Origin of the sequence: Burkholderia latens, assembly GCF_902499045.1 — a bacterium.
Lineage (GTDB): Bacteria > Pseudomonadota > Gammaproteobacteria > Burkholderiales > Burkholderiaceae > Burkholderia > Burkholderia latens.
This window is the reverse complement of record NZ_CABVPL010000015.1, coordinates 25,477-50,406: the sequence shown is the minus strand read 5'-3', so window position 1 is coordinate 50,406 and position 24,930 is coordinate 25,477. Positions and strand designations below refer to the sequence as shown.

The following is a 24,930-nucleotide window of genomic DNA, read 5'->3' as shown; positions in this document are numbered from 1 at the left end:
GCTCGCGTAGGCGCTTTGTCTGTCTACCAGCCCTGATCGATTATGGAAATCAACGCAATGTTTCGCGACGCTTCGATGGCGTCCAACGACTACTCCGAAATGCTTTCCCGACAGTCGCAACTCGTCACAGCACTGGCTGCAAAAGACGATGTAATGGCGCATGTCAATTGGCGCCTGACGGGCGACTCTCTCGAGGAAGCGACCCTATACCCTGCGTTTGATGAAGCTGGCGGACCGTCTACTCCAGCGCTCGCCGTTCTTAACGAGCGCAGCGGCCAGAAGAAGCGCAAGGTCTCTCACGCCGCGATATGGAACGCCGAGGCTGGCGCGGATGACGGAGCAGCCATTTCCTGTTTCGTCTCGGATGCGAAGATACTCCCCGATCGCGTCTCCCTCGATATCGACTCGCCGCACTGCTGCGCTTCTTTCAACGACATGGCCGACATCGTCCGTGCCGTTGTCGACGCATTTCACCCGCTTGTCGTTGAAGTTTCGCCCAAAGGCTACTTTGAGAAACAGGTCTTCGAGGACAAGCCCGGCGTCGGTTGGATGGTGTATCTGCCCCGCGCGATCTCTCAACAGGAAGTGCCCGAAGCTCGCGCGCTCATCCCGGTGTCCGCTGATGGAAAGCAAACCGGCACGATCATCGTCAGTATTACGGACGCACCGTTCTCGCTCGACAATCGCGAGCACGTCGAAGCAGCGAATAGAATCGAGATCCGTCTCGTGGATCAAGACCTGCTGCCGCAATACGCGGATATCTGACCAAGCTGGCGCGGTCCACCGCGCCAGCGAGAACCGCTAGAACAGCCCAACCGGCTGCGCTGCGTCGTCCCAGGTATAGATGATCAATTCGTTGCGTTGGACGCCGCGACGCCGCCAACCGTGTACTGAATTGGCACGGTCTCGATATGGAATCCATCGAACACTCGCCGGATGTCGGGATGATCGTTCAGGCTTACGATCGCTCGCCCCTTCAGTGTTCGCAGACGCTGTGCCATCTTCTCGTACTCACCGAACGGGAATGCCACGCCGTACCCCTCGGTCTCATAGTACGGAGGATCGAGGTAGAAGAGCGTATGCGGTCGATCGTATCGATCGATACATGTATGGGTCTTACCGCCCTGCCCGGTCGCGATCGACCGCAATTCCGTTTCGCGCTTGAGCGCCCATGCCTGCGCTTCGGCCTTCGTGTCTCAAACCGCCGAATCGCGCACGCCCTTAACGTAGACTTCGGCTCGCCCACCGCCACTGGCCATCTTTCGGAAGGATGCCATGCGTAACCCCTTGCGTAATTTCTGCGTAGTGGGGCGTAGTTTAGCGTGTTTCCGTGTGGTATTTCACCGGGGATGGGCCGCACCCAAAGTCCACGTAAGTCATTGAAAACACGTAACTTGGGCGGCGGTTTGGCGTCGTGCGCAGATGCTCGATGGTGCGTGAGGCCGGACTCGAACCGGCACACCCTTGCGGGCGTCAGGACCTAAACCTGGTGCGTCTACCAATTTCGCCACTCACGCGCATTTCCGTCACCTGACCGCGCGGCACGCAACATGCGTTCTCCGCGCTCCCGCGGCGCCATGCCGATACGAAAACCGGCACGCCGGATCAGGCGAGCGCGAGATTCTACCCGATCTCCGCCGCATTGTCTCGCCCCGCCGGCACGCGCGAAAGCGCGGTGCTAGAATGCCGCGCTCGACATGCCGGCCATGCGCCGGCGCGCGTTCCCCGAACCCCACCGCGACGACCTCACCCGTGAACTTCGACGACTACTGCCAGCAAAAGGCCGCTCCCGCAGGCTCCAGCGTCTACTACGCGCTGCGTCAGGCGCCGCTTGCCGCCGAGCCGCGCCTGACGGCGCTGTTCGCGCTGCGCCGCGAACTCGAGGAAACCGTCAAGGAAACCAGCGATCCGACGGTCGGACACACGAAGCTCGCGTGGTGGCACAAGGAACTCGCGGCGCTTGCCGCCGGCGAACCGTCGCACCCCGTCACGAAGGCGCTCGCGCAACACCATCCGGCGATCGCGGCCGAGACCGACGCGCTGCGCACGCTCGTCAACGGTTACGGAATGGACCTCGAACAGGCGCGCTATCTGGATTTCGCGAACCTGCAGCGCTACATCGCGCAAGTCGGCGGCACGTTCGCGTCGCTGGTCGCACGCGCAAGCGCCGCGCATCCGGCCGACCCGCAACCGTGGGCGGCGGACGCAGGACGCGCCCTGATGCTCGCGCAGTTCGTGCAAGAACTCGGCAACGATGCGCGCCACGGCCGCATCTATCTGCCGATCGACGAACTGCAGCGCTACAACGTGACCGCGGCCGACCTGCTGAACCGCCGCTACAGCCCCGCGTTCACCGAACTGATGCAATTTCAGACTGCGCGTGCCCGCGAAGCGCTCGCGACCGCCGACGCGGCGATCCCTGCACCGGAACGCCGCGTGCAGCGCACGCTGCGCGCGCAGATCGCACTGGCCGGCGCGCTGCTCGACGAGATCGAGCGCGACGGCTATCAGGTGCTGCACCAGCGCATCGCGCTGACGCCGATTCGCAAGCTGTGGATCGCGTGGCGCGCCGCGCGCCGCCGCTGACCGACAACACGGAGCGACGCACGCCGCCCGTCACGCCCTGAGCAGCGGCAGCGTGTCGAAGCGCTGCTGCAGCACGCGCGTCGCATCGAGCCCCCACCACGGCCCGAGCACGGTCGCATAGAGCTGCCGAAATTCGACCGCGACCGGCAGGTTGCCGTTGCCATCGAGACGCCCGAGCGCAGGCGGCGCGCCGTACAGCCCGCCCGCCACGCGGCCGCCCATCACGAAATGCGCGGCAGCCGTGCCGTGGTCGGTGCCGTTGCTCTGGTTCTCGCGCACGCGCCGCCCGAATTCCGAATACGTGATCGCGAGCGTCCGGTTCCAGCGCCCGAGTTCGATCAGCGCGCCGCGCATCGCGCTCATCCCTTCCGCGAACTGCTTGAGCAGCGCGGCGTGCTGTCCCGGCTGATTCTGGTGCGTGTCGAACCCGTTGAGGGTGAGCCGCAGCACCGCGACGCCATCGTGCGAAGCGCCCGGCCCCGACGCTTCGCAGGCCGCCAGCACCTGCATCGCGGTCTTCACCGACGTACCGAACGGACCGGCCGGAAACGCCGTCCTGAACTCGCGCATTCCGCCGCGCGGGCGCAACCGGTCGGCCGCCTTCACGATGTCGTTCTCGACGTCGATGATGTGCGCGAGCGCCGGATTCTGCTCGCGCAGCGACGACGGTTCGGCCAGCCGCGCCGCACGGATGAACTGCGCGGGATTGACGAGCGCGATCGCGCGCGCGCCGTTCGCGAGCGGCCCCATCTCGGCGCTGCCGAGCACGACGCCGTCGGCGGCAAAGCCGGGCGGCACCGGCGCCTGTGCGAACGTGCGCGTGAGCCAGCCTTCGTGCAGGTACTGGTCCGAGCGCGATGCGGTATCCCAGATCTCGATCGAGCGGAAATGCGACAGGTTCGGCTGCGGATAGCCGACACCCTGCACGATCGCGACCTGCCCGTCGCGCCACAGCGGCATCAGCGGCGCGAGCGACGGGTGCAGCCCCGTCTGCGCATCGAGCTGCAGCACCTGGTCGCGCTTCACGCCGATGCTGCGCCGGGCCTCGTAGTAGCGAGGATCCGCATACGGCACGACCGTATTGAGGCCGTCGTTGCCGCCCTTCAGCTCGACGAGGATCAGCACGTTCGCGTAGCCGGCCGCGGCCGTTGCAGCCGCCGCGTGCGCGGGCGGCTGCCACAACGACACGCCGGCCGCGGCGGCGGCGCCCGTCAGCGTCAGAAAATCACGTCGGTTCATCGCGCATCCTTCGGCTCGCCGTGCGGCAGCGTCGGCGCTGCAAGCGACGGTCGATCGTCGTTTCAGTCATTTCATTTCAGTTGATAGGCCGGATCCATCAGCAGCGCCTCGAGATACGCGCTTGCGGTCGAATCCGTATCGATCGCCGCCACCGGCGACACGGGCAGCACCGCGTGCTGCAGCTGAAGCTCGGTCGACAGCCCGGCAATCGCCTGCGGCCGCGCGCGATACTGCGCGAGCCAGCGTTCGAGGTCGAACCGCAAGCCGCCGCGTGCGGGCCTCGCCGGCGCACCGCGCATGACGCCGACGGGAGCGATGTCCGCAACCGGCATCGGCAGCGGACGGGCACCCGCGTTGGGCGCATTGGGCGCGATCGCATGCGCGGGCGTCCGCATGCCGGCCGTCTCGGTCGCGCGGAACACCTGCTCGACGAACTGCTTGCGCGCGAGCAGCGTGGTGCTGTTGATCCACATCGCGCCGCCCGGCCAGCCCTTCACGTTCGGCGGATAGAACAGGTTCTGGCCGAGCGTGCGCACGGTGTTCGCGAGCATCTGCGGATCGCCGTACGCGACGTCGAGGAGACGCACCGATCCGACGACGAATTCCACCGGCGACTTCACGAGCACGCCGCGATTGCGCTGATCCCAGAACGCGTCGGTCGACCACAGCGCGGCGAGTGCTGCGCGAATATCGTAGCCGCTCGCGCGAAACCGTTCGGCCACGCCGTCGAGCGCGTCGGCATCCGGCGTATCGGACACGAACTCGCGCCACAGCTTGCCCGCTATGAAGCGCGCGGTGCCGGGCTGCTTCAACAGGATGTCGAGAAATCCGTCGCCGTCGAACGCGCCGGTCTCGCCGAGGATGGTCTTGTCGCCCGCATCGTGCCATTCGGGCCGCACGACGAACCGGAGCGTATCGGGATCGACGGTCCAGCCGGTCATCGCGCGCGCGGCTTCGGTCACGTCGCGCTGCGTGTAATGCCCTTCGCCGAGCGTGAACAGCTCCATCACTTCGCGCGCGAAATTCTCGTTCGGCCGCCCCTTGCGATTGCTCGCGCCGTCGAGATACTGAAGCATCGCCGGATCCTTCGCGACTGCATGCAGCAGCGTGCCGAAGTTGCCGAGCGCCTCGCGGCGAAACAGCGCATGCTGCGCGGCCATCGTCTGCGGATACGGAACCTTGTCCTGGCCGGACGTGAAGTGCCCATGCCAGAACAGCGTCATGCGCTCGGTGAGCGGCGACGGCGTGGCGACCATCTCGCTGACCCAGGCGGCACGCAACGCATCGTAGCGGCGATTGCGCTCGCGCTGCTCGTCGCGCCGCATGTCCAGCGTCAGCGCCTGGCGCTGCGCGCGCGTCGGCGGCAGTTCGGCGATCCAGTCGGGCCACGTCGTCACGGGTTCGCGGCGCACGTTGCCGAGCGTGTCGGCCACGACCTCCGCGCGCGTCATGCCGACGACGCGCGCGACATCGGCAGGCGCGGGAGAGAAACCGGTGCGGGTGAGGAAAAACAGTGCGTCGTCGGCATCGAGCGGCGACTGCATGGCAGGCGACGGCACCGGCACGGCGGCGTTCGCTTTCATCGTCGTGAACTCCCGGAACGCACCGGCGGTGCGGATGCCGGTTCAACGGCAGCACGCCTGCGCAAGTTGACCGGAAAATTGCTACGGAATCTTTCCGCGGCCGCGGAACGCGCATGTGGGTCAGCGCTTGTACAGCTCGCGAACGGCGTCCTCGATGTGCTGGCGCAGCAGGTGGCGCTCCTCGGGCGTCATGTGCCCGTCGCGGCGGCGCTGTTCGAGATCGGGGGGCACGGCGGAGCGGACCGCCATGTCGGCAGCGCGGTCGGACTGCGGCGCCTTGCCGCGCTGCAGCTTGCGCGACGAGGCGCCCGGCTCCGGGCGCTGCGCATACGCGAAGTTCGACGCATATGGACCGGCAAGTGCGATCGTCAGCATCAGTGCAATCCGGGCAGATCGCATGACCGTCCTCGCTTCTCTGGTCGATTTGTTCCCTTCGTCACGCGGCAACCGGTTACCTCTGGTACTTGAAAAACCCTGCGGAATTCGGGTGTACAAAGATGAAAGATGGAGTGCAGGGGAGTATCTACCGAATTTCGGCTTCGAGTAAAGGAATCTCTATAGCGTGCCTTTACTCCACGCGACACTACGGGTAAATTTTGTAACGGACTGTAACGCGCGAAAATACGCGACCGTGCGTGATTTCCCATTCGCGATAAGATGCCGCTCATGGAAACGAAAAACCCCTCCAAGATTCTCGTCGTCGACGACGACCCGCGCCTGCGCGACCTGCTGCGCCGTTATCTCGGCGAGCAGGGCTTCAACGTATACGTCGCGGAGAACGCGACGGCGATGAACAAGCTCTGGGTGCGCGAGCGCTTCGACCTGCTCGTGCTCGACCTGATGCTGCCCGGCGAGGACGGCCTGTCGATCTGCCGCCGGCTGCGCGGCAGCAACGATCGCACGCCGATCATCATGCTCACCGCGAAGGGCGAGGACGTCGATCGCATCGTCGGTCTCGAAATGGGCGCCGACGACTATCTGCCGAAGCCGTTCAACCCGCGCGAACTGGTCGCGCGCATTCACGCGGTGCTGCGCCGTCAGGCGCCGGCCGAGCTGCCTGGCGCGCCGTCGGAAACCACCGAGGTGTTCGAGTTCGGCGAGTTCTCGCTGAACCTCGCGACGCGCACGCTGACGAAGTCCGGCCAGGAAATTCCGCTCACCACGGGCGAATTCTCGGTGCTGAAGGTGTTCGCGCGCCATCCGCGCCAGCCGCTGTCGCGCGAAAAGCTGATGGAGCTCGCGCGCGGCCGTGAATACGAAGTGTTCGACCGCAGCCTCGACGTGCAGATCTCGCGCCTGCGCAAGCTGATCGAACCGGATCCGGGCAGCCCGCGTTTCATCCAGACCGTCTGGGGCCTCGGCTACGTGTTCATCCCGGACGGCGCTGCCTGACCTTCTTTCTTTCCGGTTTCGCCCGTCCACGGCCCGTCCCATGCGTATCGACCGGCGCCTCCTTCAGCTCGCGTTCGGCGGGCTGTTCTGGCGCACCTTCCTGCTGATCGCGCTGCTGATCTCGGTCAGTCTCGCCGCGTGGTTCCAAAGCTTTCGCGTGATCGAGCGCGAGCCGCGCGCGCAGCGCGTCGCGCTCCAGCTAGTCGCGGTCGTGAAGCTCACGCGCACCGCCCTGCTCTATTCCGATCCCGACTTGCGGCGCGCGCTGCTGCAGGATCTGGAGAGCAACGAGGGCGTGCGCGTCTACCCGCGCGAAAAAACCGACAAGTTCAAGCTGCAGCCCGACGAATCGCTGAACCGCCTGATCGAGCACGACATCCGCAGCCGGCTCGGCGACGATACCGTGATCGCGCAGTCGGTCAACGACATCCCGGGCGTGTGGATCAGCTTCAAGATCGACGACGACGATTACTGGGTCGCGCTCGATCGCGACCAGCTCGACAACGTCACGGGCCTGCAGTGGGCCGGCTGGGGCCTGTTCGCGCTCGCGCTGTCGCTGTTCGGCTCCGCGTTCATCACGAGCCTCGTGAACCGGCCGTTCTCGCGGCTCGCGCTCGCCGCGCGCCAAGTCGGTTCGGGACAGGCGCCCGAGCCGCTGCCCGAGCGCGGAATGGGCGTCGCGGCCGAGACCAACCGCAGCTTCAACCAGATGGTGCGCGACCTCGAGCAGCTCGAGGCGGACCGCGCGCTGATGCTCGCCGGCATCTCGCACGACCTGCGCACGCCGCTCGCGCGGCTGCGGCTCGAGACCGAGATGAGCCCGTCCGACCAGGCGACCAAGGACGCAATGGTCGACGACATCGAGCAGATGGACCGCATCATCGCGGCCTTCATCGACTACGCGCGGCCGAGCCAGCGCAAGCCGGAGCCGGTCGACCTGTCGTCGATCGCGCATGAAGTCGCCGCGCGCGTATCGAGCGAGGATGGCGTCCAGATCCGCACGCGGCTCGCGCCGAGTGCCGTGATCGAGGCCGACGAAACCGACATGCGCCGCGTGATCGGCAACCTCGTCGAGAACGCGCGCAAATACGGCCAGAGCCGCGACGACGGCATCTCCCGCATCACGCTGGAGACACGCGTGACGCACGCGCGCGTCGAGCTGTCGGTGAGCGACGAGGGCCCCGGCATTCCCGAGGATCAGCTGCCGCTCGTGATGCGGCCGTTCTACCGCGTCGACACGGCGCGCACCAAGGCGGACGGCACGGGGCTCGGCATGGCGATCGTCCTGCGTCTCGTGGGCCGCTATCGCGGCGCGCTGCGCCTGCGTAACCGCAGCCCGGAAGCGGGCCTCGAAGTCACGCTCGAATTCCCCGGCGCCGGCAAGGCGCGTGCGACCGCGTGACGCGTCCGCGCATGTTTCTTGCGCGTCACACTATCGGAGCGGTTGAAAAAACTATGAGAATCCTTAGTCAAAATCTATTGAAGTGATTTGTTAATAGTGTTATAGTTTGGGTCATGCTGTCACATCAACGTTGCAGCACCGAGGTAGCTTGACTCAGTCTTCTTCCCAACTCACACAGGAGTATCCGCATGAAAACCGTGGGCGATAAACTCGAAGCATTCACCGTCGTAGCCGCGAAGCCGGGCTTCAACAATCACGAGGAAAACGGCCAGTCGGCGTTCGAGACCATCACCGAAGCGTCGTTCCCGGGCAAGTGGAAGATCATCTACTTCTATCCGAAGGATTTCACGTTCGTGTGCCCGACGGAAATCGTCGAATTCGCGAAGCTCGCGAAGCAGTTCGAAGAGCGCGACACCGTCCTGCTCGGCGGCAGCTCGGACAACGAGTTCGTGAAGCTCGCATGGCGCCGTGAGCACAAGGACCTCGACAAGCTGAACCACTACTCGTTCGGCGACGTCAAGGGCGAGCTGATCGACCAGCTCGGCGTGCGCGACAAGGAAGCCGGCGTGGCGCTGCGCGCGACGTTCATCGTCGATCCGGACAACACGATCCAGCACGTTTCGGTGAACAACCTGAACGTCGGCCGCAGCCCGGAAGAAGTCCTGCGTATTCTGGACGGCCTGCAAACGGACGAACTGTGCCCGTGCAACCGCGCAGTCGGCGGCGCAACGCTGTAAGCGTATCGATGCACGAAGCCCGCGGCGCGCGTTCTGCCTGCGGGCTTTTTTAACGGCCAAATCATAGGAGATATCAATGGAATTCATCGATTCGATTAAGGCACGTATTCCCGACTACGCGAAGGACATTCGCCTGAACCTCGACGGCACGATCTCGCGCTCGTCGCTCGAAGGTAACGACGCGGTCGGCGTCGCGCTGGCGGCGGCTGTCGCGGCAAAGAGCACGGTGCTCGTGAAGGCGATCCGCGAAGCCGGCGTGCTGTCGCCCGAAGAAACGAACGGCGCGCTGACGGCGGCCGCGCTGATGGGGATGAACAACACCTGGTATCCGTATGTCGAGATGGCCGACGACGCCGACCTGAAGACGCAGCGCGCGGAACTGCGCATGGGCGCGTATGCGTCGCACGGCGGCGTCGACAAGCGCCGGTTCGAGATGTACGCGCTCGCCGCGTCGATCGTCGGCAAGTGCCACTTCTGCGTGAAGTCGCACTACGCGCTGCTGAAGAACGAGCAAGGGATGACGACGACGCAGCTGCGCGACGTCGGCCGCATCGCGTCGGTGATCAACGCCGCCGCGCAGGTGATCGCCGCCGAAGGCGAGTAAGCGGCAACGCCGGGCCGCACCGGCCCGGCCAACGAAAATGCCACGCAAGCGCGTGGCATTTTTTCATTCCGGCGGCGCCACGACGGCGCACGTCGGGCACCGCAGGCGGCCGGCGTCGAGCCGGCCTCGGGCGCTCACGCGCCCTGCTTCACCAGCAGCGCGGCGGCCTGCGCCTCGATGCCCTCGCCGCGGCCGAGGTAGCCGAGCTTTTCGTTGGTCTTCGCCTTCACGTTCACGCGCTCGAGCGGCAGCCCGAGATCGGCCGCGATGTTCGCGCGCATCCCGTCGATATGCGGCGCGAGCTTCGGCGCCTGCGCGATCACGGTGCTGTCGATGTTCTGGATCGCGAAGCCGGCCGCCTTCACGCGCGCCACGCATTCGCGCAGCAGCACGCGGCTGTCCGCGCCCTTGAACGCCGCGTCGGTGTCGGAGAAATGACGGCCGATGTCGCCGAGCGCCGCCGCGCCGAACAGCGCGTCGGTGATCGCGTGCAGCAGCACGTCCGCGTCCGAGTGGCCGAGCAGGCCCCGCTCGTACGGAATCGTCACGCCGCCGATGATGAGGGGGCGCCCTTCGACGAGCTGGTGCACGTCGTAGCCTTGTCCGATTCTGAAATCCATGCGTAGTCCGGTTGAGATGAAGTGAAAGTCAGGAAGCGTGCGTGGCGCGCGCGAGAATCGCTTCCGCGAGTGCGAAATCTTCCGGGTACGTGACCTTGAAGTTGCGCAGGCTGCCCTGCACGACGCGCGGCGTATGGCCCGCCCATTCGATCGCGCTGGCTTCGTCGGTCAGGTCGTGCCCTTCCCGTTGCGCGCTCAGGATCGCGTCGCGCAGCATGCCGATGCGGAACATCTGCGGCGTCTGCGCCTGCCACAGCGCGTCGCGCGGCTCGGTGCGCGCGATCGCGTCGCCGCCGGCCGGCACGCGCTTGAGCGTATCGGCGACCGGCAACGCGACGATGCCGCCGACCGGATCGTCCTTCAGCGTCGCGACCAGCGTGCGGATCAGCTCGGGCGTGATGCCCGGGCGTGCGGCGTCGTGCACGAGCACCCAGTCGCGGTCGGTCGCGCCGAATTCCCCGAGTTCGAGCAGCCCGTTGAGCACCGACGCCTGCCGCGAGCCGCCGCCGCAACGGCGCACCGCGAAGCGCAGGCCCGCGAAGCGGCGCGCATCGAAATGCGTGTCGTCGGGCGCGAGGACTACGAGCGTCTGCGCGAATTCGCTGCACGCATCGAACGCGGCGAGCGTGTAATGCAGGAGCGCGCGGCCGGCGAGCGTGCGATATTGCTTCGGCACGGCCGAACCGGAGCGGCTGCCCGTGCCGGCGCAGGGAATCAGGGCGAAAAGTCGGGGAGTCACGAAAGAAAACGCCGGAAAGGTGAAATCGAGAAGCGGATTTTATAATAGGTCTTTCGTCTCGACCGGCGCGCCGTGCCGCGCCCGTGCCCGCCACCCTGCCGTCCCTATGCCAGACAACGCTTCCACACCGTTCGCCTCGCCCGTCGCCCGCGTCAAACCGGGCCAGCGGTTCGCCTTCGACGGCGCACACGGCTCCGCCGACGCACTCGCCATCGCCCGCTATCTCGCCGACAACCGCGACGCGGTCCCGCTCCTCGCGGTGATCTGTGCGAACGCGGTCGACGCGCAGCGGCTGTCTCAGGAAATCCGCTACTTCTCGCCCGATGCGCGCGTGCGCCTGCTGCCGGACTGGGAAACGCTGCCTTACGACACGTTCTCGCCGCACCAGGATCTCGTGTCCGAGCGCCTCGCGACGCTGCACGACCTCGGCGAGGGCCGTTGCGACATCCTGCTCGTGCCCGCGACGACCGCGCTGTACCGGATGCCGCCCGCGTCGTTCATGGCCGCGTACACGTTCGCGTTCGCGCAGGGCGAACGGCTCGACGAGGCGAAGCTGAAGGCGCAGCTCACGCTGGCCGGCTACGAGCACGTGAGCCAGGTCGTGCGGCCCGGCGAATACTGCGTGCGCGGCTCGCTGATCGATCTGTATCCGATGGGCTCGCCGCTGCCGTACCGGATCGACCTGTTCGACGACCAGGTCGACTCGATCCGCGCGTTCGATCCCGATACGCAGCGCAGCCTGTACCCGGTGCGCGACGTGCGCCTGTTGCCCGGCCGCGAATTTCCGTTCGACGAAGCCGCGCGCACGGCGTTTCGCAGCCGCTGGCGCGAGACCTTCGAAGGCGATCCGAGCCGCGCGCCGATCTACAAGGACATCGGCAACGGCGTGCCGTCGGCCGGCATCGAGTATTACCTGCCGCTGTTCTTCGACGAAACGGCCACGCTGTTCCATTACCTGCCGCATGACGCGCACCTCGTGTTCGCCGGCGATCTCGACGCATCGATCCGCCGCTTCACCGCCGACACGAAGCAGCGCTACGCGTTTCTCGCGCACGACCGCGAGCGGCCGATCCTCGAGCCGCAGCGCCTGTTCCTGTCCGACGAGGATTTCTTCGCGTTCGCGAAGCCGTTCGCGCGCGTCGTGCTGCCCGCGCAGCCGGCCGGCGGCTGGGCGACGGCCCTGCCCGAGCTGACCGTCGATCGCCATGCGGACGACCCGCTCGCCGCGCTGCGCACGTTCGTCGAATCGTCGGGCAAGCGCGTGCTGCTGACGGTCGAGTCGACCGGCCGCCGCGAAACGATCCTGCAACTGCTCGCCGAGCATCACCTGCGCCCCGCGTCGAACGACCACTTCGCGGGCTGGCTCGAAAGCGACGCCCCGTTCGCGCTCGGCGTCGCGCCGCTTGCGAACGGCTTCGCGGTCCCGGGCGAAGGCTACGCGATCGTCACCGAAACCGAGCTTTACGGCGCGCTCGGCCGCCGCGCCGGGCGCCGCCGCCAGGAACAGGCGAGCAACGTCGACGCGATGGTGCGCGACCTGTCGGAACTGAAGGTCGGCGATCCGGTGGTGCATGCGCAGCACGGGATCGGCCGCTACATGGGCCTCGTGTCGATGGATCTCGGCGAAGGCGAGACGGAGTTCCTGCACCTCGAATACGCGGGCGACAGCAAGCTGTACGTGCCGGTCGCGCAGCTGCACGTGATTTCGCGCTACAGCGGCGCCGACCCCGACAGCGCGCCGCTGCACGCGCTGGGCTCCGGCCAGTGGGAGCGCGCGAAGCGCAAGGCCGCGCAGCAGATCCGCGACACGGCCGCCGAGTTGCTGAACCTGTACGCGCGCCGCGCGGCACGCGAAGGCCATGCGTTCGCACTCGACCCGCGCGACTACGTGAAGTTCGCGGAGAGCTTCGGCTTCGAGGAAACGCCCGACCAGGCCGCGGCGATCGCGGCCGTGATCGGCGACATGACGAGCGGCAAGCCGATGGACCGCCTCGTGTGCGGCGACGTCGGCTTCGGCAAGACCGAGGTCGCGCTGCGCGCGGCATTCATCGCCGTGATGGGCGGCAAGCAGGTCGCGCTGCTGTCGCCGACCACGCTGCTCGCCGAGCAGCACACGCAGACCTTCGCCGACCGCTTCGCTGACTGGCCGGTGCGCATCGTCGAGCTGTCGCGCTTCAAGACGACGAAGGAAGTGAACGCGGCGATCGCGCAGATCAACGAAGGCAGCGTCGACATCGTGATCGGCACGCACAAGCTGCTGTCGTCCGACGTGCAGTTCAAGCGGCTCGGCCTCGTGATCATCGACGAGGAACACCGCTTCGGCGTGCGCCAGAAGGAAGCGCTGAAGGCGCTGCGCGCGGAAGTCGACGTGCTGACGCTCACGGCCACGCCGATCCCGCGCACGCTCGGGATGGCGCTCGAAGGGCTGCGCGACTTCTCGGTGATCGCGACCGCGCCGCAGAAGCGGCTTGCGATCAAGACTTTCGTGCGCCGCGAGGAAGAAAGCGTGATCCGCGAGGCGATGCTGCGCGAACTGAAGCGCGGCGGCCAGGTGTACTTCCTGCACAACGAGGTCGAGACGATCGAGAACCGCAAGGCGATGCTCGAGGAACTGGTGCCCGAAGCGCGCATCGTGATCGCGCACGGCCAGATGCACGAGCGCGAACTCGAACGCGTGATGCGCGATTTCGTCGCGCAGCGCGCGAACGTGCTGCTGTGCACGACGATCATCGAAACCGGCATCGACGTGCCGAGCGCGAACACGATCATCATGCACCGCGCGGACAAGTTCGGCCTCGCGCAGCTCCACCAGCTGCGCGGTCGCGTCGGCCGTTCGCACCACCAGGCGTATGCGTACCTGCTCGTCCACGATCCGCAGTCGCTGACCAAGCAGGCGCAGCGCCGGCTGGAAGCGATCCAGCAGATGGAGGAACTCGGTTCGGGCTTCTACCTCGCGATGCACGACCTCGAGATCCGCGGCACCGGCGAAGTGCTCGGCGACAAGCAGTCGGGCGAAATCCACGAGATCGGCTTCCAGCTCTACACCGACATGCTGAACGACGCGGTGAAGGCGCTGAAGAACGGCAAGGAGCCCGACCTCACCGCGCCGCTCGCCGCGACGACCGAAATCAACCTGCACGCGCCCGCGATCCTGCCGGCCGACTACTGCGCGGACGTGCAGGAACGGCTGTCGCTGTACAAGCGGCTCGCGAACTGCGAGCACGGCGACGCGATCGACGGGATCCAGGAAGAGCTGATCGACCGCTTCGGCAAGCTGCCGCCGCAGGCGCACGCGCTCGTCGAGACGCACCGGTTGCGGATCGCCGCGAAACCTCTCGGCATCGTGAAGATCGACGCGAGCGAGGCCGCGATCGGGCTGCAGTTCGAGCCCAATCCGCCGATCGATCCGATGCGCATCATCGAGATGGTGCAGAAGCACCGGCACATCAAGCTCGCGGGGCAGGACAAGCTGCGCATCGAGACGCGCTCGCCCGATCTCGCGATCCGCGTGTCGACGATCAAGGAAACGCTGCGCGCGCTCGCACCGCGCGCGGACGTGGCGAGCGCCGCGCGCTGACCGCGCGGCCGCGATGCTGCACCGCATCGCGGCCGGCGAAGGCGTGCGGGCGCGTTTTTGAGTATGATTTTCCCATTCATCCGACGGAGTTTTGCCATGCCCCCTCTCGACGCGCCGGCGCCGTCCGCCGCCGACCAAGGCGACGCCTCGCTCGTCAGCCTGCACTGGATCAAGCAGCTGGTGTCGATGGACACGACGAGCCGCGTGCCGAACCTCGGCCTGATCGAAACGGTGCGCGACGCGCTCGCGGCGAAAGGCATCGCGTCGACGCTCACGCACGATTCGCGCGAAGGCTGGGCGAACCTGCTCGCGACGGTGCCCGCGCACGACGGCTCGACCGACGGCGGCATCGTGCTGTCGGGCCACACCGACGTCGTGCCGGTCGACGGCCAGCAGTGGGACAGCGACCCGTTCGCGCCGGAACAGCGCGACGGCCGCCTGTACGGCCGCGGCACCTGCGACATGAAGGGCTTCATCGGCGCGGCGCTCGCGCTGCTGCCCGACATGCAGGCGACGAAGCTCGCGAAGCCGATCCATTTCGCGCTGTCCTACGACGAGGAGATCGGCTGCGCGGGCGCGCCGCTGCTGATCGCCGATCTCGTCAAGCGCGGCGTGAAGCCGTCCGGCTGCATCGTCGGCGAGCCGACCAGCATGCGGCCGATCATCGCGCACAAGGGCATCAACGCGTACCGCTGCTGCGTGCGCGGCCACGCGGCGCATTCATCGCTGACGCCGAAGGGGTTGAACGCGATCGAATACGCGGCGCGCCTCATCTGCCACATCCGCGACATCGCCGAGCGCTTTCGCGCCGAAGGCCCGTTCGACGAGCTGTACGACGTGCCGTTCACGACCGCGCAGACGAGCACGATCCAGGGCGGCAACGCGATCAACACGGTGCCGGCCGAATGCCGGTTCGACTTCGAGTTCCGCAACCTGCCGACGCTCGATCCCGAACAGATCTTCGCGCGCATCGAAGCGTATGCGCACGAAACGCTGCTGCCGCAGATGCGACGCGAGCATCCGAATGCGGCAATCGAGTTCTCGAAGATCGCCGCGGCGCCGGGGCTCGACGCGACCGAGCAGGCCGCGATCACGCAGCTCGTGCGCGCGCTGACGGCCGACCAGGACAAGCGCAAGGTCGCGTACGGCACCGAAGCCGGGCTGTTCGAGCGCGCGGGGATCCCGAGCATCGTCTGCGGGCCCGGCAACATCGAGCAGGCGCACAAGCCGAACGAGTACGTCGAGCTCGCGCAGCTCGCCGCATGCGAACAGTTCCTGCGCAAATTCATCCGCAGCATGTCGGTCGACGCGCACTGACTGCCCGCGCCGGCCCGCGTGTGCGGGCCGGCTCCCTCTCGCCACCCCACCCGCCACGTCATGTCGAACGAACAACAGGGCACTGCCCATACGACGATCGACGGCGAGCCGATTCCGACGCTCGACGAAATCGCCGCGCAGCACTTCGCGTTGTCGCCGTGGGTCGCACGCACGCCGGTGTTCGAACGCGCCGACCTGCCGTCCCTCGAAGGCACGCACGTCAACTTCAAGTTCGAGCTGCTGCAGGCGAGCGGCAGCTTCAAGGCGCGCGGCGCGTTCACGCACCTGCTCGCGCTCGACGCGGCGCGCAAGAACGCCGGCGTCACGTGCGTGTCGGCCGGCAATCATGCAGCGGCCGTCGCGTATGCGGCGATGCGGCTCGGCAGCAGCGCGAAGGTCGTGATGTTCCACACCGCGAGTCCGACGCGCATCGCGCAGTGCAAGCAGTACCGCGCGGAAGTCGTGCTCGCCGGCAGCGCATCGCAGGCGTTCGACCTCGTGCGGCGCATCGAGGCCGAGGAAGGCCGCTTCTTCATTCATCCGTTCAACGGCTATCACACGATTCTCGGCACCGCGACGCTCGGCTACGAATGGGCGACGCAGACACCCGATCTCGACGCGGTGATCGCGCCGATCGGCGGCGGCGGCCTCGCGGCCGGCATGGCGACCGCGCTGCGGCTCGCGAATCCGCGTGTGCACGTGTACGGCGTCGAACCGGAGGGCGCCGACGCGATGAGCCGCAGCTTCGCGGCGAATCACACGATCAAGATGAGCGCGATGCAGACGATCGCCGATTCGCTGATGGCGCCGCACACCGAGGAATACAGCTACCAGCTGTGCCGGCGCCACGTCGACCGCATCGTCACGGTATCCGACGACGCGCTGCGCGCGGCGATGCTGTTCCTGTTCTCGCACCTGAAGCTGTCGGTCGAGCCGGCGTGCGCGGCGCCGCTCGCCGCGCTGCTCGGGCCGCTGCGCGAAACCCTGCAGGGCAAGCGGGTCGGCGTGCTGCTGTCGGGCACGAACACCGATCCCGCGACGCTCGGCATGCATCTCGCGCACGCGACGCGGCAGCGCTGAACCCGCGCGCGCGCTGCCGAGGGTTATCCCCAGTTTATGTTGACAGCCCTGTTGATAACCCGCCGGACAAGCGCGCAAGTGGTTGAGCGCGCAGCGTTTTGCGCGCGCGAAGCGTGCCGGACGCGAAATAGGCAGATCCCGCCGCCGAACGTACGTATCGCGGCGTGGCAGCGCGGCTTGCGGCACGCGTTCGGCGCGGCCGCGATCGCGCTGCTCGCCGGTTGTGCGGCCCCGCCGTCGCCTGTCATCGGCGATGCCGCGGCGTGCGCGCAGCCGCACGCGCGCCGGATGCTGCAGGCCGATCTGCTGTTCGGTCGTGATATCGCGGGACGCGGCCCCGTCACCGATGCCGAACGCGCGGCCTTCCTCGCCGACGTCGTCACGCGTCGTTTTCCGGACGGCTTCACGTATTGGGACACTCATGGCCAATGGCGTGATCGCGCCACCGGCCGGATCGTCCACGAAGCGAGCTTCGTGATCCGTATCGTCGCCGACGATACCGCGGACACGCACGCGCGGCTCGACGCGATCCGGCAAGCGTACCGCGAGCGGTTCCGGCAGGACTCGGTCGGCATCACGCTCGTGCCGGCCTGCGCGTCATTCTGATTCGGCTTCCGCGGCTTTGGCGGCCTGCACGGCGCGCGCCGCGACACGCGAAAAAAACGGGCGCCCGCAGGCGCCCGTCGCACGTGTGAAGAACACGGTACCGCTTTACTTGCTCTCGAACATGTCCATGATCTGCTGCTTCTCCTGCTGCGTGACCGGCGGCGGTGCGAGGCCCGCGGCGCCGGCCGAGCCGAGCGCATCGTTCGCGCTGATCGCGTTCTCGGCCGGATTGATGTCCACGCTGCCGACGAAGCCGTTGCCCGGCGTGCGGTCGGTGTAGTACAGCTCGCCGTCGATCGTCGTCAGGCCGTCCGGCATCGGCATCTGCTGCTCGGGCACGCCGTTCAGCGCGGTGCGCATGTAATTGACCCAGATCGGCAGCGCGAGCTGTGCGCCGAATTCGCGGCTGCCCAACGTCTTCGGCTGGTCGAAACCCATCCATGCGACCGCAACGAGCGACTGCTGATAACCGGCGAACCAGCCGTCCTTCGCGTCGTTCGTCGTACCGGTCTTGCCTTGCAGGTCGCCGCGGCCGAGCGCATTGGTGCCCGCACCGGTGCCGGCCGTCGCGACCGTGTGCAGCAGGCTGTTCATCACGTACGCGTTGCGGCCTTCGATCGTGCGCGGCGCGGTGCCGCCGGCGACCACCGGCTGCGCCTTCTGCAGCGGCTGGCCGCGCGCGTCGTCGACTTCGGCGATCAGATACGGATCGACCTTGTAGCCGCCGTTCGCGAACACCGCGTAGCCGGTCGCGAGCTGCAGCGGCGTCACGAGCCCGGCGCCCAGCGCCATCGGCAAATACGGCGGCGTCTTCGCCGGATCGAAGCCGAAGCGCTGCGTCACGTACTGCTGCGCGTACTGCGTGCCGATCGACGCGAGGATCCGGATCGACACGAGGTTCTTCGAACGCTGCAGCGCGGTGCGCATCGACATCGGGCCGTCCGGCTGATCGTCGTCCTTCGGCTCCCACGCGGTGCCGCCCGGCACGCTCGGCGGGAAGTACAGCGGCGCGTCGTTGATGATCGTCGCCGGCCCCATCCCCTTGTCGAGCGACGCCGAATAGATGAACGGCTTGAACGACGAACCCGGCTGACGCCACGCCTGCGTCACGTGGTTGAACTTGCTCTTGTTGAAATCGAAGCCGCCGACGAGCGAGCGGATCGCGCCGTCCTGCGGCGCGATCGCGACGAGCGCACCTTCGACCTGCGGCAGCTGCACGACCTGCCAGCCGGTCTTGCCGTCCTTCATCACGCGCACGATCGAGCCCGGCTTGATGCGCAGCGTCGCGTTCGCGCGCGGGCTCAGCGCGCCCGCCACGAAGCGCAGCCCGGCCGGGCCGATCGTCGTCGTCGCGCCGCCGACGAACTGCACGTCGACCGCGTTCGGCGACGCCGACAACACCACCGCCGACTGCAGGTCGCCATTGTCCGGGTGATCGGCGAGCGCGTCGTCGATCGCCTCGTCGCGCTCGTCGCCGGCCGCCGGCAGGTTGATCGAGCCTTCCGGCCCGCGATAGCCATGCCGGCGCTCGTAATCGAGAATGCCGCGGCGCACGGCCTGGTACGCCGCTTCCTGGTCGGCCGAGTTGATCGTCGTCGTGACGGTCAGCCCGCGCGTATAGGTTTCGTCCTTGTACTGCTGGTACAGCATCTGCCGCACCATCTCGGCGACATATTCGCCGTGCACCGCGTACTGATTGCCCGGCGTGCGCACGTGGATTTCTTCCTTCACCGCCTGCTCGTACTGCGGCTGCGTGATATAGCCGATCTCCAGCATGCGCTTCAGGATGTACTCCTGACGCACCTTCGCGCGCTTCGGATTGACGACCGGGTTATAAGCGGACGGAGCCTTCGGCAGCCCCGCGAGCATCGCCGCTTCGGCGAGCGTGATGTCCTTCAGGTCCTTGCCGAAATACACGCGCGCGGCGGCAGCGAAGCCGTACGAGCGCTGGCCCAGATAGATCTGGTTCATGTACAGCTCGAGAATCTGGTCCTTCGTCAGCGCCTTTTCGATCTTGTACGCGAGCAGCATCTCGTAGATCTTGCGCGTGTACGTCTTCTCGCTCGACAGGAAGAAGTTGCGCGCGACCTGCATCGTGATCGTGCTCGCGCCCTGGCGCGCGCCGCCGTGCATCAGGTCGGCCACGCCCGCGCGCAGGATGCCGAGGAAGTCGACGCCGCCATGCTCGTAGAAGCGGTAGTCCTCGATCGCGAGCACCGCTTTCTTCATCACGTCGGGGATCTCCTGGAAGCGCACGAGGCTGCGGCGCTCCTCGCCGAACTCGCCGATCAGCACGTGGTCGGCGGAGAACACGCGCAGCGGCACCTTCGGCTGGTAGTTGGTCAGCGCATCGAGCGACGGCAGTTGCGGCGCCATCACGACGAGCGCGTAGCCGACGATCAGCGCGCCGACGATCGCGAGCGTGGCGAACAGGCCGACGAACCACAGCGCGATGCGCGAACCGAACGAGCGGCGGCCGCCGCCCCCGCCTCCGCTGCGCTGCTGCGCGCGGCGATCGTCGCCGTGGTCGTCATCGGGGTAATAGGCGCCCGACGGCGAACGGCGCAACGTGTAGTGAGGTTCGTTCCGGTCGGAAGGAGAAGACGGTCGTTTGATAATTGGCATGTCGGAATGGCGGGCAGACGTGGTGCCCTCGGACGCATGCGGAAATGCAAGCGGATGAATCAGAGTGGGTGCATCTGGCAACTGTCACGTCGACAGACCGCGCCGCGCGGCGATCCGTTCCCGCGACGTGACAGCGCATTTTAATGAAATCGACCGGGCGGCTTCGCGATTTTTTGTAAAAATTCCCGCGCGAGCGTGAATGGCGAAACGTATTGGCCGCATGCTCGGCCTATGATGGACACGCAGCCGTACGCATGCGGCGGCATTCCTTTCAGGCGCGAAAGGTTTGCCTGGGCGACGCGCGTACCGCTTGAACTCCGGCGCTTAAGCCGTATTTAAGGGGCCGGCGGTGTAATATCCGCCAGCTCACGCGGGTCGGATCCGATTCGCTGCGGGCACTGCCGCTGACGCGGCGCCTTTCAACCACGGAGGATTTCATGTCGCTTTTCGACTCTATTTCGCGCACGATCAAAGGCCTGCTGAACGACGCGGCCGACTCGGTACAGGATCCGTCGCGCGACGCACGGCAGATCGTGCGGGAGCTCGACGACAGCATCGGCCGCGCCGAGAATTCGCTGATCGAGATCGAAGCACAGGTCGCGACCCAGCGCAGCAAGCGCGATGCAGCCGACGACAAGGTGAAGAAGTACGAGGACGGCGCGAAGCGCGCGCTGCAGGCGGGCGACGAAGCGCTCGCGCGCGAGGCGCTCGCCGCGCAGGCGAACGCGGAAGCCGAACGCGACGCGCTCGCGGCCGAGCTCGCCACGCTCGAGCCGTCGGTCGACAAACTGAAGGGGCAGATCGCCGACATGCGCCAGCGCCGCAATGATCTGAACGCACGCTCGAACATCCTGCAGGCGAAGCAGGAAATCGCGCAGGCGAAGGACGTCGCGGCAAGCGCATTGGGCGGCATCGGCGGCAAGAACCTGTCCGAAGATTTCCAGAAGCTCGAGGGCAAGGTCGCGCTGCAGAACGCGCGCTCGGACGCGCGCCTGAATTCGGCCGACACGTCGAGCGGCAAGGCGCTCGACGACAAGCTCGCCGCGCTGAACAAGGGCCCGTCGGTCGAGGATCGCCTCGCCGCGCTGAAGAAGCAGCTCGACACGCCCGCGCAGTAACGGCCACCGCGCCGCGGCCCGCCGGGCGCGCGGCGCGCACCGATCGTCAGGAGACGGGCGCTCGCGCCCGGTTCGACCATGAAGAAATCTCTCGCCGCACTCGGCTTCTCGCTGATGCTGCTGTCGTCCGCCGCATTTGCGGTCCCGTCGCTGCAGCAAGTCGAGCAGTCGATTGCACAACGCGACTGGCAGCGCGCCGACACGCAACTGTCACAAGTCATCGACGCCCATCCGAACAACGCGCATGCGCGCTACCTGTACGCACAGGTGCTGGACCGCGAAGGCCGCGCGTCCGACGCGCTCGCGCAACTGCAGAAAGCGAAGTCGCTCGATCCGCAATTGCGCTTCACCGACGCGGCGCGCTTCGCACAGACCGAATCGCGCATTCGCGCCGATGCCGCGCGCGTCGCCGGCAACGCGCCGGCCGCGACACAGAGCGGTTCATTGCAGTCGTCGCTCGCGCCGGCGGTGCCGCCCGCGAAACACGGCCCGTCGACCGGCATGTGGATCGGCCTCGGGCTCATCGTCGCGATCGTCGCACTGGTGCTGCGCTGGACGCTGCGGCGTGCGCGCAAGGCCGACGACGGCCGCGCCGACGACGAGCGCCGCACGCAGTTGAAGCGCGCGACGGACGTGCTCAACGACATCCGCCCGCTGAAACTCGACGCGAAGCTGTCGACGGCGCCCGGCGCCGCTGCGCTTACCAGCGAGCTCGAAGGGATCGAGAACGACGCGCGCACGCTCGTCGAGATGCTGTCCAATGGCAAGAATCCGGTGCCGCCCTATCGCGTCGACGAACTCGAACAGCGTCATGCGAGCGTGAAGGCACGCATCGAGGGCCGCCCCGATCCGGCCGCGCAACCGGCGGCGCCGGCAAGCGGCAGCGGTTCCGTGTACGCACAGGAAGCCGATCGCGTGACCGGCGCGCAAGGCCAGCCGTATCAGCAGCAACCGTACCCGCCGCAGCCGTATCCGCCGCAGTATCCGCAACAGCAGCCGCCGGTCGTGATCCAGCAAGGCGGCGGGTTCGGCGGCGGCATGGGCGGGCTGCTGACCGGCGTGCTGCTCGGCGAAGCGATGTCCGGCGGGCGCGAGCGCGTGGTCGAGCGCGACGTGATCGTCGACGACCAGCGCCGGCACCAGGAGAACAGCGATCCGGGCTTCGACCTCGGCCGCGGCGACGATTCGAACTGGAGCGACGGCAACGGCGGCGGCGTCGATCTCGGCAGCAACGACGACGGCTGGACCGACGACAACACCTGAGCGTCATGCATGCGGGTGCCGGCCTGTCGCGCGGCGCCCGCTCTTCTTCTCGCCGCGCTTCCTTTCAGTTCCCCTCGCGCCGGCCCCCGATTTGTCAATCATTTCAAAGTGGGCTACCGGCAATGGGGCACGTTCGCTATCATGCGGCACATCGGCGTGCCTCCGATCTCATCAGACCCATCAGACGCTCTTGCAGTCGTGTGCGTCGCGGCACGCCTTCCCGTCGCCTCAACCAGGAGAAAGCCGCTCATGAGCATAATCAAGGAATTCAAGGAGTTCGCCGTCAAGGGCAACGTGATGGATCTCGCCGTCGGCGTGATCATCGGCGGCGCATTCTCGAAGATCGTCGACTCGGTCGTGAAAGACCTGATCATGCCGGTGATCGGCGTGCTGACCGGCGGTCTGGACTTCTCGAACAAGTTCGTTCTGCTCGGCACCATCCCCCCGTCGTTCAAGGGTAATCCCGATTCGTTCAAGGATCTGCAGGCTGCGGGCGTCGCCGTGTTCGGCTATGGGTCGTTCATCACCGTGGCGATCAATTTCGTGATCCTCGCGTTCATCATTTTCCTGATGGTGAAATTCATCAACAAGCTGCGCAAGCCGGAAGAAGCGGCACCGGCCGCGACGCCGGAAGACGTGCTGCTGCTGCGCGAGATCCGCGATTCGCTCAAGCAACGCTGAGCATCGCGCCACGCCGAAGCTGCCGGGCCCGCCATGTGCGGGCCTTTTTCATTTTTCGCGGGCACGCGTCGTGCGCCGTCGCGAACGGGCCTGTCTCACTTTTTTGTGACGCGCGAATGCACGCGCGGGAAAAGCAGGTCTATGATGGAGACTAAACGACAGTACGGGCGCCAAGACGCTGGTTGTGTCGATCATCGTGGCATGCGGGTCGACGGGAGACATTGATCGTCGTACCGCACGAGTGCAGCATTTTCGTGTGCTATAAAGGATCGACATGCGGCGTGCATAGCCGGGAGTGGGTCGCATGAAAGTGCCGCATTTCTTGCAATTGTTTTTGAGGCGAGTGTTTATGTCCTTCCCGAAAAAACGTCGACGTGCGCAACAGGATGGCCAGGAGTCCTTCCTCGCGGTATTGCGTCACTCGAAACCGTTCGCACAGCTCGACACCAAGATTGCCCGCGCCCGCGCGCAGGACGAACCCGTCCTCTATGCGCATGTGCTGCCCGGCCTCGACGTGCTCCTGTGCAGCGTGCGCGGCGCACAACCGCCCTATCCGGCCATCGCCGAATTGCGCAAACGCTGCATCGAATCGATCGCCAACGCACTCGAGCAGCCGCTCGACGGCCTCGAGAACGGCGGATACTGGTACGAAGCGAACGGCTTCGGCTTCCTCGTGTTCGCGAGCCGCGCCCGCGCGCGCATCCTGCCCGAATTTGGTGCAGGCACGAAGGCGAGCCTGCGCGGCGGGCTCGGGCGCCAGAACGCCGGCGATACGACGCCGCGCTCCCTCGGCTGACGATACCGCACGATGGGCCGCCTCCGGGCGGCCCATCGGCCATTCAGGCTTTTCGTTTCGCCGTTGCCGCGATCATGGCGCCGCGCCCGTTGCCGGGCCGCACGATGTCGATGAACGCGGCGAAGTCGGCGCCGGCCAGTCCTTGCGCGGCCCCCAACCGCAATACCTGCTGCACCGTCGCCGATACGGGCATCACCGCGCCCGTGTCGCGCGCCGCATCGGCGATTGCATCGACATCCTTCTGGAACGTCGCGAGCGCGCCGATCGGCGGATGGCCGCCTGACGTCATGCGCGGCACGAAGGTCTGCAGCAGCACCGAGTCGGCCCAGCCACCCGCGAGCGCGTCGGCCAGACGCGCGGCATCGATGCCGCTCGCCTGCGCGAGGCCGACCGCTTCGGCAATCGCAGTCACCGTCGCCGTGACGATCGCCTGGTTGCACAGCTTCGCGGTCTGGCCCGCGCCCGCGTCGCCCATGTGCGTGATACGCGACGCGTACGTGTCGATCAGCGGCCGTACCGCGTCGAGGTCGGCCACCGCGCCGCCCGCCATCACCGCGAGCGTGCCGGCCTGCGCACCGGGCACACCGCCCGACACCGGCGCATCGATCCAGCCCACCTCAAGCGCAGCCGCGCGTGCCGCGTAGGCGCGCGTCGCCGCAGGCGCAATGCTCGAGTGATCGACGATGCGCTTCAGCCGGCGGATATTCGCAGCGCCGGCCAGGAGACCGTGTTCGCCGAACACGACCTCGCCGACCGCACGGCCGTCGAGCACGCACACGAATACCGTATCGACGCGCTCGGCCAGTTCGCGCGGCGTGTCGACCACCTGCGCGCCGTCGTGTTCCAGCGCCTCGGCCTTGGTGCGCGTCCGGTTCCAGACGCTGACCCGATGGCCGGCCGCCAGCAAATGCCGAATCATCGGCGCGCCCATCAATCCCGGTCCGCAAAATCCGACTTCCACGATG

Annotated in this window: 21 protein-coding genes, 1 tRNA gene and 1 pseudogene; 14 read left to right on the top strand and 9 right to left on the bottom strand. The window is 66.9% G+C overall.

Annotated features, from left to right (window positions below; all coding sequences use genetic code 11):
- Positions 1 to 42 precede the first annotated feature (42 nt).
- Entirely contained in the window at positions 43 to 765 is a 723-nt protein-coding gene (locus BSE24067_RS13225; protein WP_151064380.1) for an immunity 52 family protein, read from the top strand.
- Positions 766 to 801: 36 nt separating this feature from the next.
- On the opposite strand, the pseudogene BSE24067_RS32505 reads toward BSE24067_RS13225, so the two are convergent.
- Positions 802 to 1,106: pseudogene (locus BSE24067_RS32505) on the bottom strand (DNA adenine methylase); the annotation flags it as partial.
- A gap of 324 nt (positions 1,107 to 1,430) precedes the next feature.
- Positions 1,431 to 1,517, bottom strand: a tRNA-Leu gene (locus BSE24067_RS13215).
- Positions 1,518 to 1,752: 235 nt separating this feature from the next.
- On the opposite strand from BSE24067_RS13215, the gene hpnD reads away from it, so the two are divergent.
- Positions 1,753 to 2,586 carry a presqualene diphosphate synthase HpnD gene (gene hpnD, locus BSE24067_RS13210; protein WP_151064379.1) on the top strand — a complete coding sequence of 278 codons (834 nt, stop codon included), beginning with the start codon at positions 1,753 to 1,755 and terminating at the stop codon, positions 2,584 to 2,586.
- Between the two features lie 30 nt (positions 2,587 to 2,616).
- Here the strand turns inward: hpnD and BSE24067_RS13205 are convergent, their stop codons facing one another.
- The 3 genes from BSE24067_RS13205 to BSE24067_RS13195 all read right to left on the bottom strand — a co-directional run bounded on the left by BSE24067_RS13205 (position 2,617) and on the right by BSE24067_RS13195 (position 5,807).
- A complete protein-coding gene (locus tag BSE24067_RS13205; RefSeq protein WP_151064378.1) occupies positions 2,617 to 3,825 on the bottom strand; it encodes a DUF1501 domain-containing protein in 1,209 nt (402 codons plus the stop codon).
- Between the two features lie 71 nt (positions 3,826 to 3,896).
- The gene (locus BSE24067_RS13200; RefSeq protein ID WP_151064377.1) at positions 3,897 to 5,408 is read right to left on the bottom strand and encodes a DUF1800 domain-containing protein; all 1,512 of its coding nucleotides are present in this window, start codon (positions 5,406 to 5,408) and stop codon (positions 3,897 to 3,899) included.
- Between the two features lie 120 nt (positions 5,409 to 5,528).
- Entirely contained in the window at positions 5,529 to 5,807 is a 279-nt protein-coding gene (locus tag BSE24067_RS13195) for a hypothetical protein (RefSeq protein ID WP_151064376.1), read from the bottom strand.
- A 258-nt stretch (positions 5,808 to 6,065) separates the two neighbouring features.
- Between BSE24067_RS13195 and ompR the strand changes: the two genes are divergently transcribed.
- The 4 genes from ompR to BSE24067_RS13175 all read left to right on the top strand — a co-directional run bounded on the left by ompR (position 6,066) and on the right by BSE24067_RS13175 (position 9,543).
- Complete coding sequence (gene ompR, locus BSE24067_RS13190; protein ID WP_004192636.1) at positions 6,066 to 6,800, top strand: osmolarity response regulator transcription factor OmpR; 735 nt, start codon at positions 6,066 to 6,068, stop codon at positions 6,798 to 6,800.
- 40 nt (positions 6,801 to 6,840) lie between these two features.
- Positions 6,841 to 8,202 (top strand): ATP-binding protein, encoded by a 1,362-nt coding sequence (locus BSE24067_RS13185; RefSeq protein ID WP_151064374.1) that lies wholly within the window; start codon positions 6,841 to 6,843, stop codon positions 8,200 to 8,202.
- Positions 8,203 to 8,390: 188 nt separating this feature from the next.
- Positions 8,391 to 8,939, top strand: a complete 549-nt coding sequence (locus BSE24067_RS13180; protein ID WP_151064373.1) for a peroxiredoxin — start codon at positions 8,391 to 8,393, stop codon at positions 8,937 to 8,939.
- Between the two features lie 76 nt (positions 8,940 to 9,015).
- Positions 9,016 to 9,543 (top strand): carboxymuconolactone decarboxylase family protein, encoded by a 528-nt coding sequence (locus tag BSE24067_RS13175; RefSeq protein WP_151064372.1) that lies wholly within the window; start codon positions 9,016 to 9,018, stop codon positions 9,541 to 9,543.
- Positions 9,544 to 9,677: 134 nt separating this feature from the next.
- On the opposite strand, the gene ispF is transcribed toward BSE24067_RS13175, so the two are convergent.
- Together ispF and ispD are read right to left on the bottom strand one after the other, a co-directional pair.
- Positions 9,678 to 10,163 (bottom strand): 2-C-methyl-D-erythritol 2,4-cyclodiphosphate synthase, encoded by a 486-nt coding sequence (ispF, locus tag BSE24067_RS13170; protein WP_151064371.1) that lies wholly within the window; start codon positions 10,161 to 10,163, stop codon positions 9,678 to 9,680.
- A gap of 28 nt (positions 10,164 to 10,191) precedes the next feature.
- Entirely contained in the window at positions 10,192 to 10,902 is a 711-nt protein-coding gene (ispD, locus tag BSE24067_RS13165; protein WP_151064370.1) for a 2-C-methyl-D-erythritol 4-phosphate cytidylyltransferase, read from the bottom strand.
- Positions 10,903 to 10,921: 19 nt separating this feature from the next.
- On the opposite strand from ispD, the gene mfd reads away from it, so the two are divergent.
- The 4 genes from mfd (at position 10,922) to BSE24067_RS13145 (ending at position 17,482) form a co-directional block, all read left to right on the top strand.
- Positions 10,922 to 14,479: a transcription-repair coupling factor gene (gene mfd / locus BSE24067_RS13160; RefSeq protein ID WP_151064369.1), complete on the top strand. Its 3,558-nt coding sequence runs from the start codon at positions 10,922 to 10,924 to the stop codon at positions 14,477 to 14,479.
- 96 nt (positions 14,480 to 14,575) lie between these two features.
- Positions 14,576 to 15,796 carry an acetylornithine deacetylase gene (gene argE / locus BSE24067_RS13155; protein ID WP_151064368.1) on the top strand — a complete coding sequence of 407 codons (1,221 nt, stop codon included), beginning with the start codon at positions 14,576 to 14,578 and terminating at the stop codon, positions 15,794 to 15,796.
- 60 nt (positions 15,797 to 15,856) lie between these two features.
- Positions 15,857 to 16,876 (top strand): pyridoxal-phosphate dependent enzyme, encoded by a 1,020-nt coding sequence (locus tag BSE24067_RS13150; RefSeq protein WP_151064367.1) that lies wholly within the window; start codon positions 15,857 to 15,859, stop codon positions 16,874 to 16,876.
- A gap of 177 nt (positions 16,877 to 17,053) precedes the next feature.
- Entirely contained in the window at positions 17,054 to 17,482 is a 429-nt protein-coding gene (locus BSE24067_RS13145; protein ID WP_244130518.1) for a DUF3574 domain-containing protein, read from the top strand.
- Between the two features lie 105 nt (positions 17,483 to 17,587).
- On the opposite strand, the gene BSE24067_RS13140 is transcribed toward BSE24067_RS13145, so the two are convergent.
- On the bottom strand, positions 17,588 to 20,107 hold the full coding sequence (locus BSE24067_RS13140) for a penicillin-binding protein 1A (protein WP_151064365.1): 2,520 nt from the start codon (positions 20,105 to 20,107) through the stop codon (positions 17,588 to 17,590).
- Positions 20,108 to 20,544: 437 nt separating this feature from the next.
- On the opposite strand from BSE24067_RS13140, the gene BSE24067_RS13135 reads away from it, so the two are divergent.
- The 4 genes from BSE24067_RS13135 to BSE24067_RS13120 all read left to right on the top strand — a co-directional run bounded on the left by BSE24067_RS13135 (position 20,545) and on the right by BSE24067_RS13120 (position 23,965).
- Complete coding sequence (locus BSE24067_RS13135) at positions 20,545 to 21,225, top strand: PspA/IM30 family protein (RefSeq protein ID WP_151064364.1); 681 nt, start codon at positions 20,545 to 20,547, stop codon at positions 21,223 to 21,225.
- A 78-nt stretch (positions 21,226 to 21,303) separates the two neighbouring features.
- Positions 21,304 to 22,488, top strand: a complete 1,185-nt coding sequence (locus tag BSE24067_RS13130) for a tetratricopeptide repeat protein (RefSeq protein WP_151064363.1) — start codon at positions 21,304 to 21,306, stop codon at positions 22,486 to 22,488.
- A gap of 249 nt (positions 22,489 to 22,737) precedes the next feature.
- On the top strand, positions 22,738 to 23,169 hold the full coding sequence (gene mscL, locus BSE24067_RS13125) for a large conductance mechanosensitive channel protein MscL (RefSeq protein ID WP_151064362.1): 432 nt from the start codon (positions 22,738 to 22,740) through the stop codon (positions 23,167 to 23,169).
- 349 nt (positions 23,170 to 23,518) lie between these two features.
- Positions 23,519 to 23,965: a hypothetical protein gene (locus BSE24067_RS13120; protein WP_027784713.1), complete on the top strand. Its 447-nt coding sequence runs from the start codon at positions 23,519 to 23,521 to the stop codon at positions 23,963 to 23,965.
- Positions 23,966 to 24,008: 43 nt separating this feature from the next.
- On the opposite strand, the gene BSE24067_RS13115 is transcribed toward BSE24067_RS13120, so the two are convergent.
- Positions 24,009 to 24,926 carry an NAD(P)-dependent oxidoreductase gene (locus BSE24067_RS13115; RefSeq protein WP_151064361.1) on the bottom strand — a complete coding sequence of 306 codons (918 nt, stop codon included), beginning with the start codon at positions 24,924 to 24,926 and terminating at the stop codon, positions 24,009 to 24,011.
- Positions 24,927 to 24,930 lie beyond the last annotated feature (4 nt).

Coding starts and splice junctions, on each gene's coding strand:
- BSE24067_RS13180 (WP_151064373.1), top strand. CDS start 8,391: ATGAAAACCGTGGGCGATAAACTCGAAGCATTCACCGTCGTAGCCGCG.
- BSE24067_RS13135 (WP_151064364.1), top strand. CDS start 20,545: ATGTCGCTTTTCGACTCTATTTCGCGCACGATCAAAGGCCTGCTGAAC.
- argE (WP_151064368.1), top strand. CDS start 14,576: ATGCCCCCTCTCGACGCGCCGGCGCCGTCCGCCGCCGACCAAGGCGAC.
- BSE24067_RS13140 (WP_151064365.1), bottom strand. CDS start 20,107: ATGCCAATTATCAAACGACCGTCTTCTCCTTCCGACCGGAACGAACCT.
- BSE24067_RS13205 (WP_151064378.1), bottom strand. CDS start 3,825: ATGAACCGACGTGATTTTCTGACGCTGACGGGCGCCGCCGCCGCGGCC.
- BSE24067_RS13120 (WP_027784713.1), top strand. CDS start 23,519: ATGTCCTTCCCGAAAAAACGTCGACGTGCGCAACAGGATGGCCAGGAG.
- BSE24067_RS13130 (WP_151064363.1), top strand. CDS start 21,304: ATGAAGAAATCTCTCGCCGCACTCGGCTTCTCGCTGATGCTGCTGTCG.
- BSE24067_RS13150 (WP_151064367.1), top strand. CDS start 15,857: ATGTCGAACGAACAACAGGGCACTGCCCATACGACGATCGACGGCGAG.
- BSE24067_RS13195 (WP_151064376.1), bottom strand. CDS start 5,807: ATGCGATCTGCCCGGATTGCACTGATGCTGACGATCGCACTTGCCGGT.
- mscL (WP_151064362.1), top strand. CDS start 22,738: ATGAGCATAATCAAGGAATTCAAGGAGTTCGCCGTCAAGGGCAACGTG.
- BSE24067_RS13225 (WP_151064380.1), top strand. CDS start 43: ATGGAAATCAACGCAATGTTTCGCGACGCTTCGATGGCGTCCAACGAC.
- ompR (WP_004192636.1), top strand. CDS start 6,066: ATGCCGCTCATGGAAACGAAAAACCCCTCCAAGATTCTCGTCGTCGAC.
- BSE24067_RS13185 (WP_151064374.1), top strand. CDS start 6,841: ATGCGTATCGACCGGCGCCTCCTTCAGCTCGCGTTCGGCGGGCTGTTC.
- ispF (WP_151064371.1), bottom strand. CDS start 10,163: ATGGATTTCAGAATCGGACAAGGCTACGACGTGCACCAGCTCGTCGAA.
- BSE24067_RS13175 (WP_151064372.1), top strand. CDS start 9,016: ATGGAATTCATCGATTCGATTAAGGCACGTATTCCCGACTACGCGAAG.
- BSE24067_RS13200 (WP_151064377.1), bottom strand. CDS start 5,408: ATGAAAGCGAACGCCGCCGTGCCGGTGCCGTCGCCTGCCATGCAGTCG.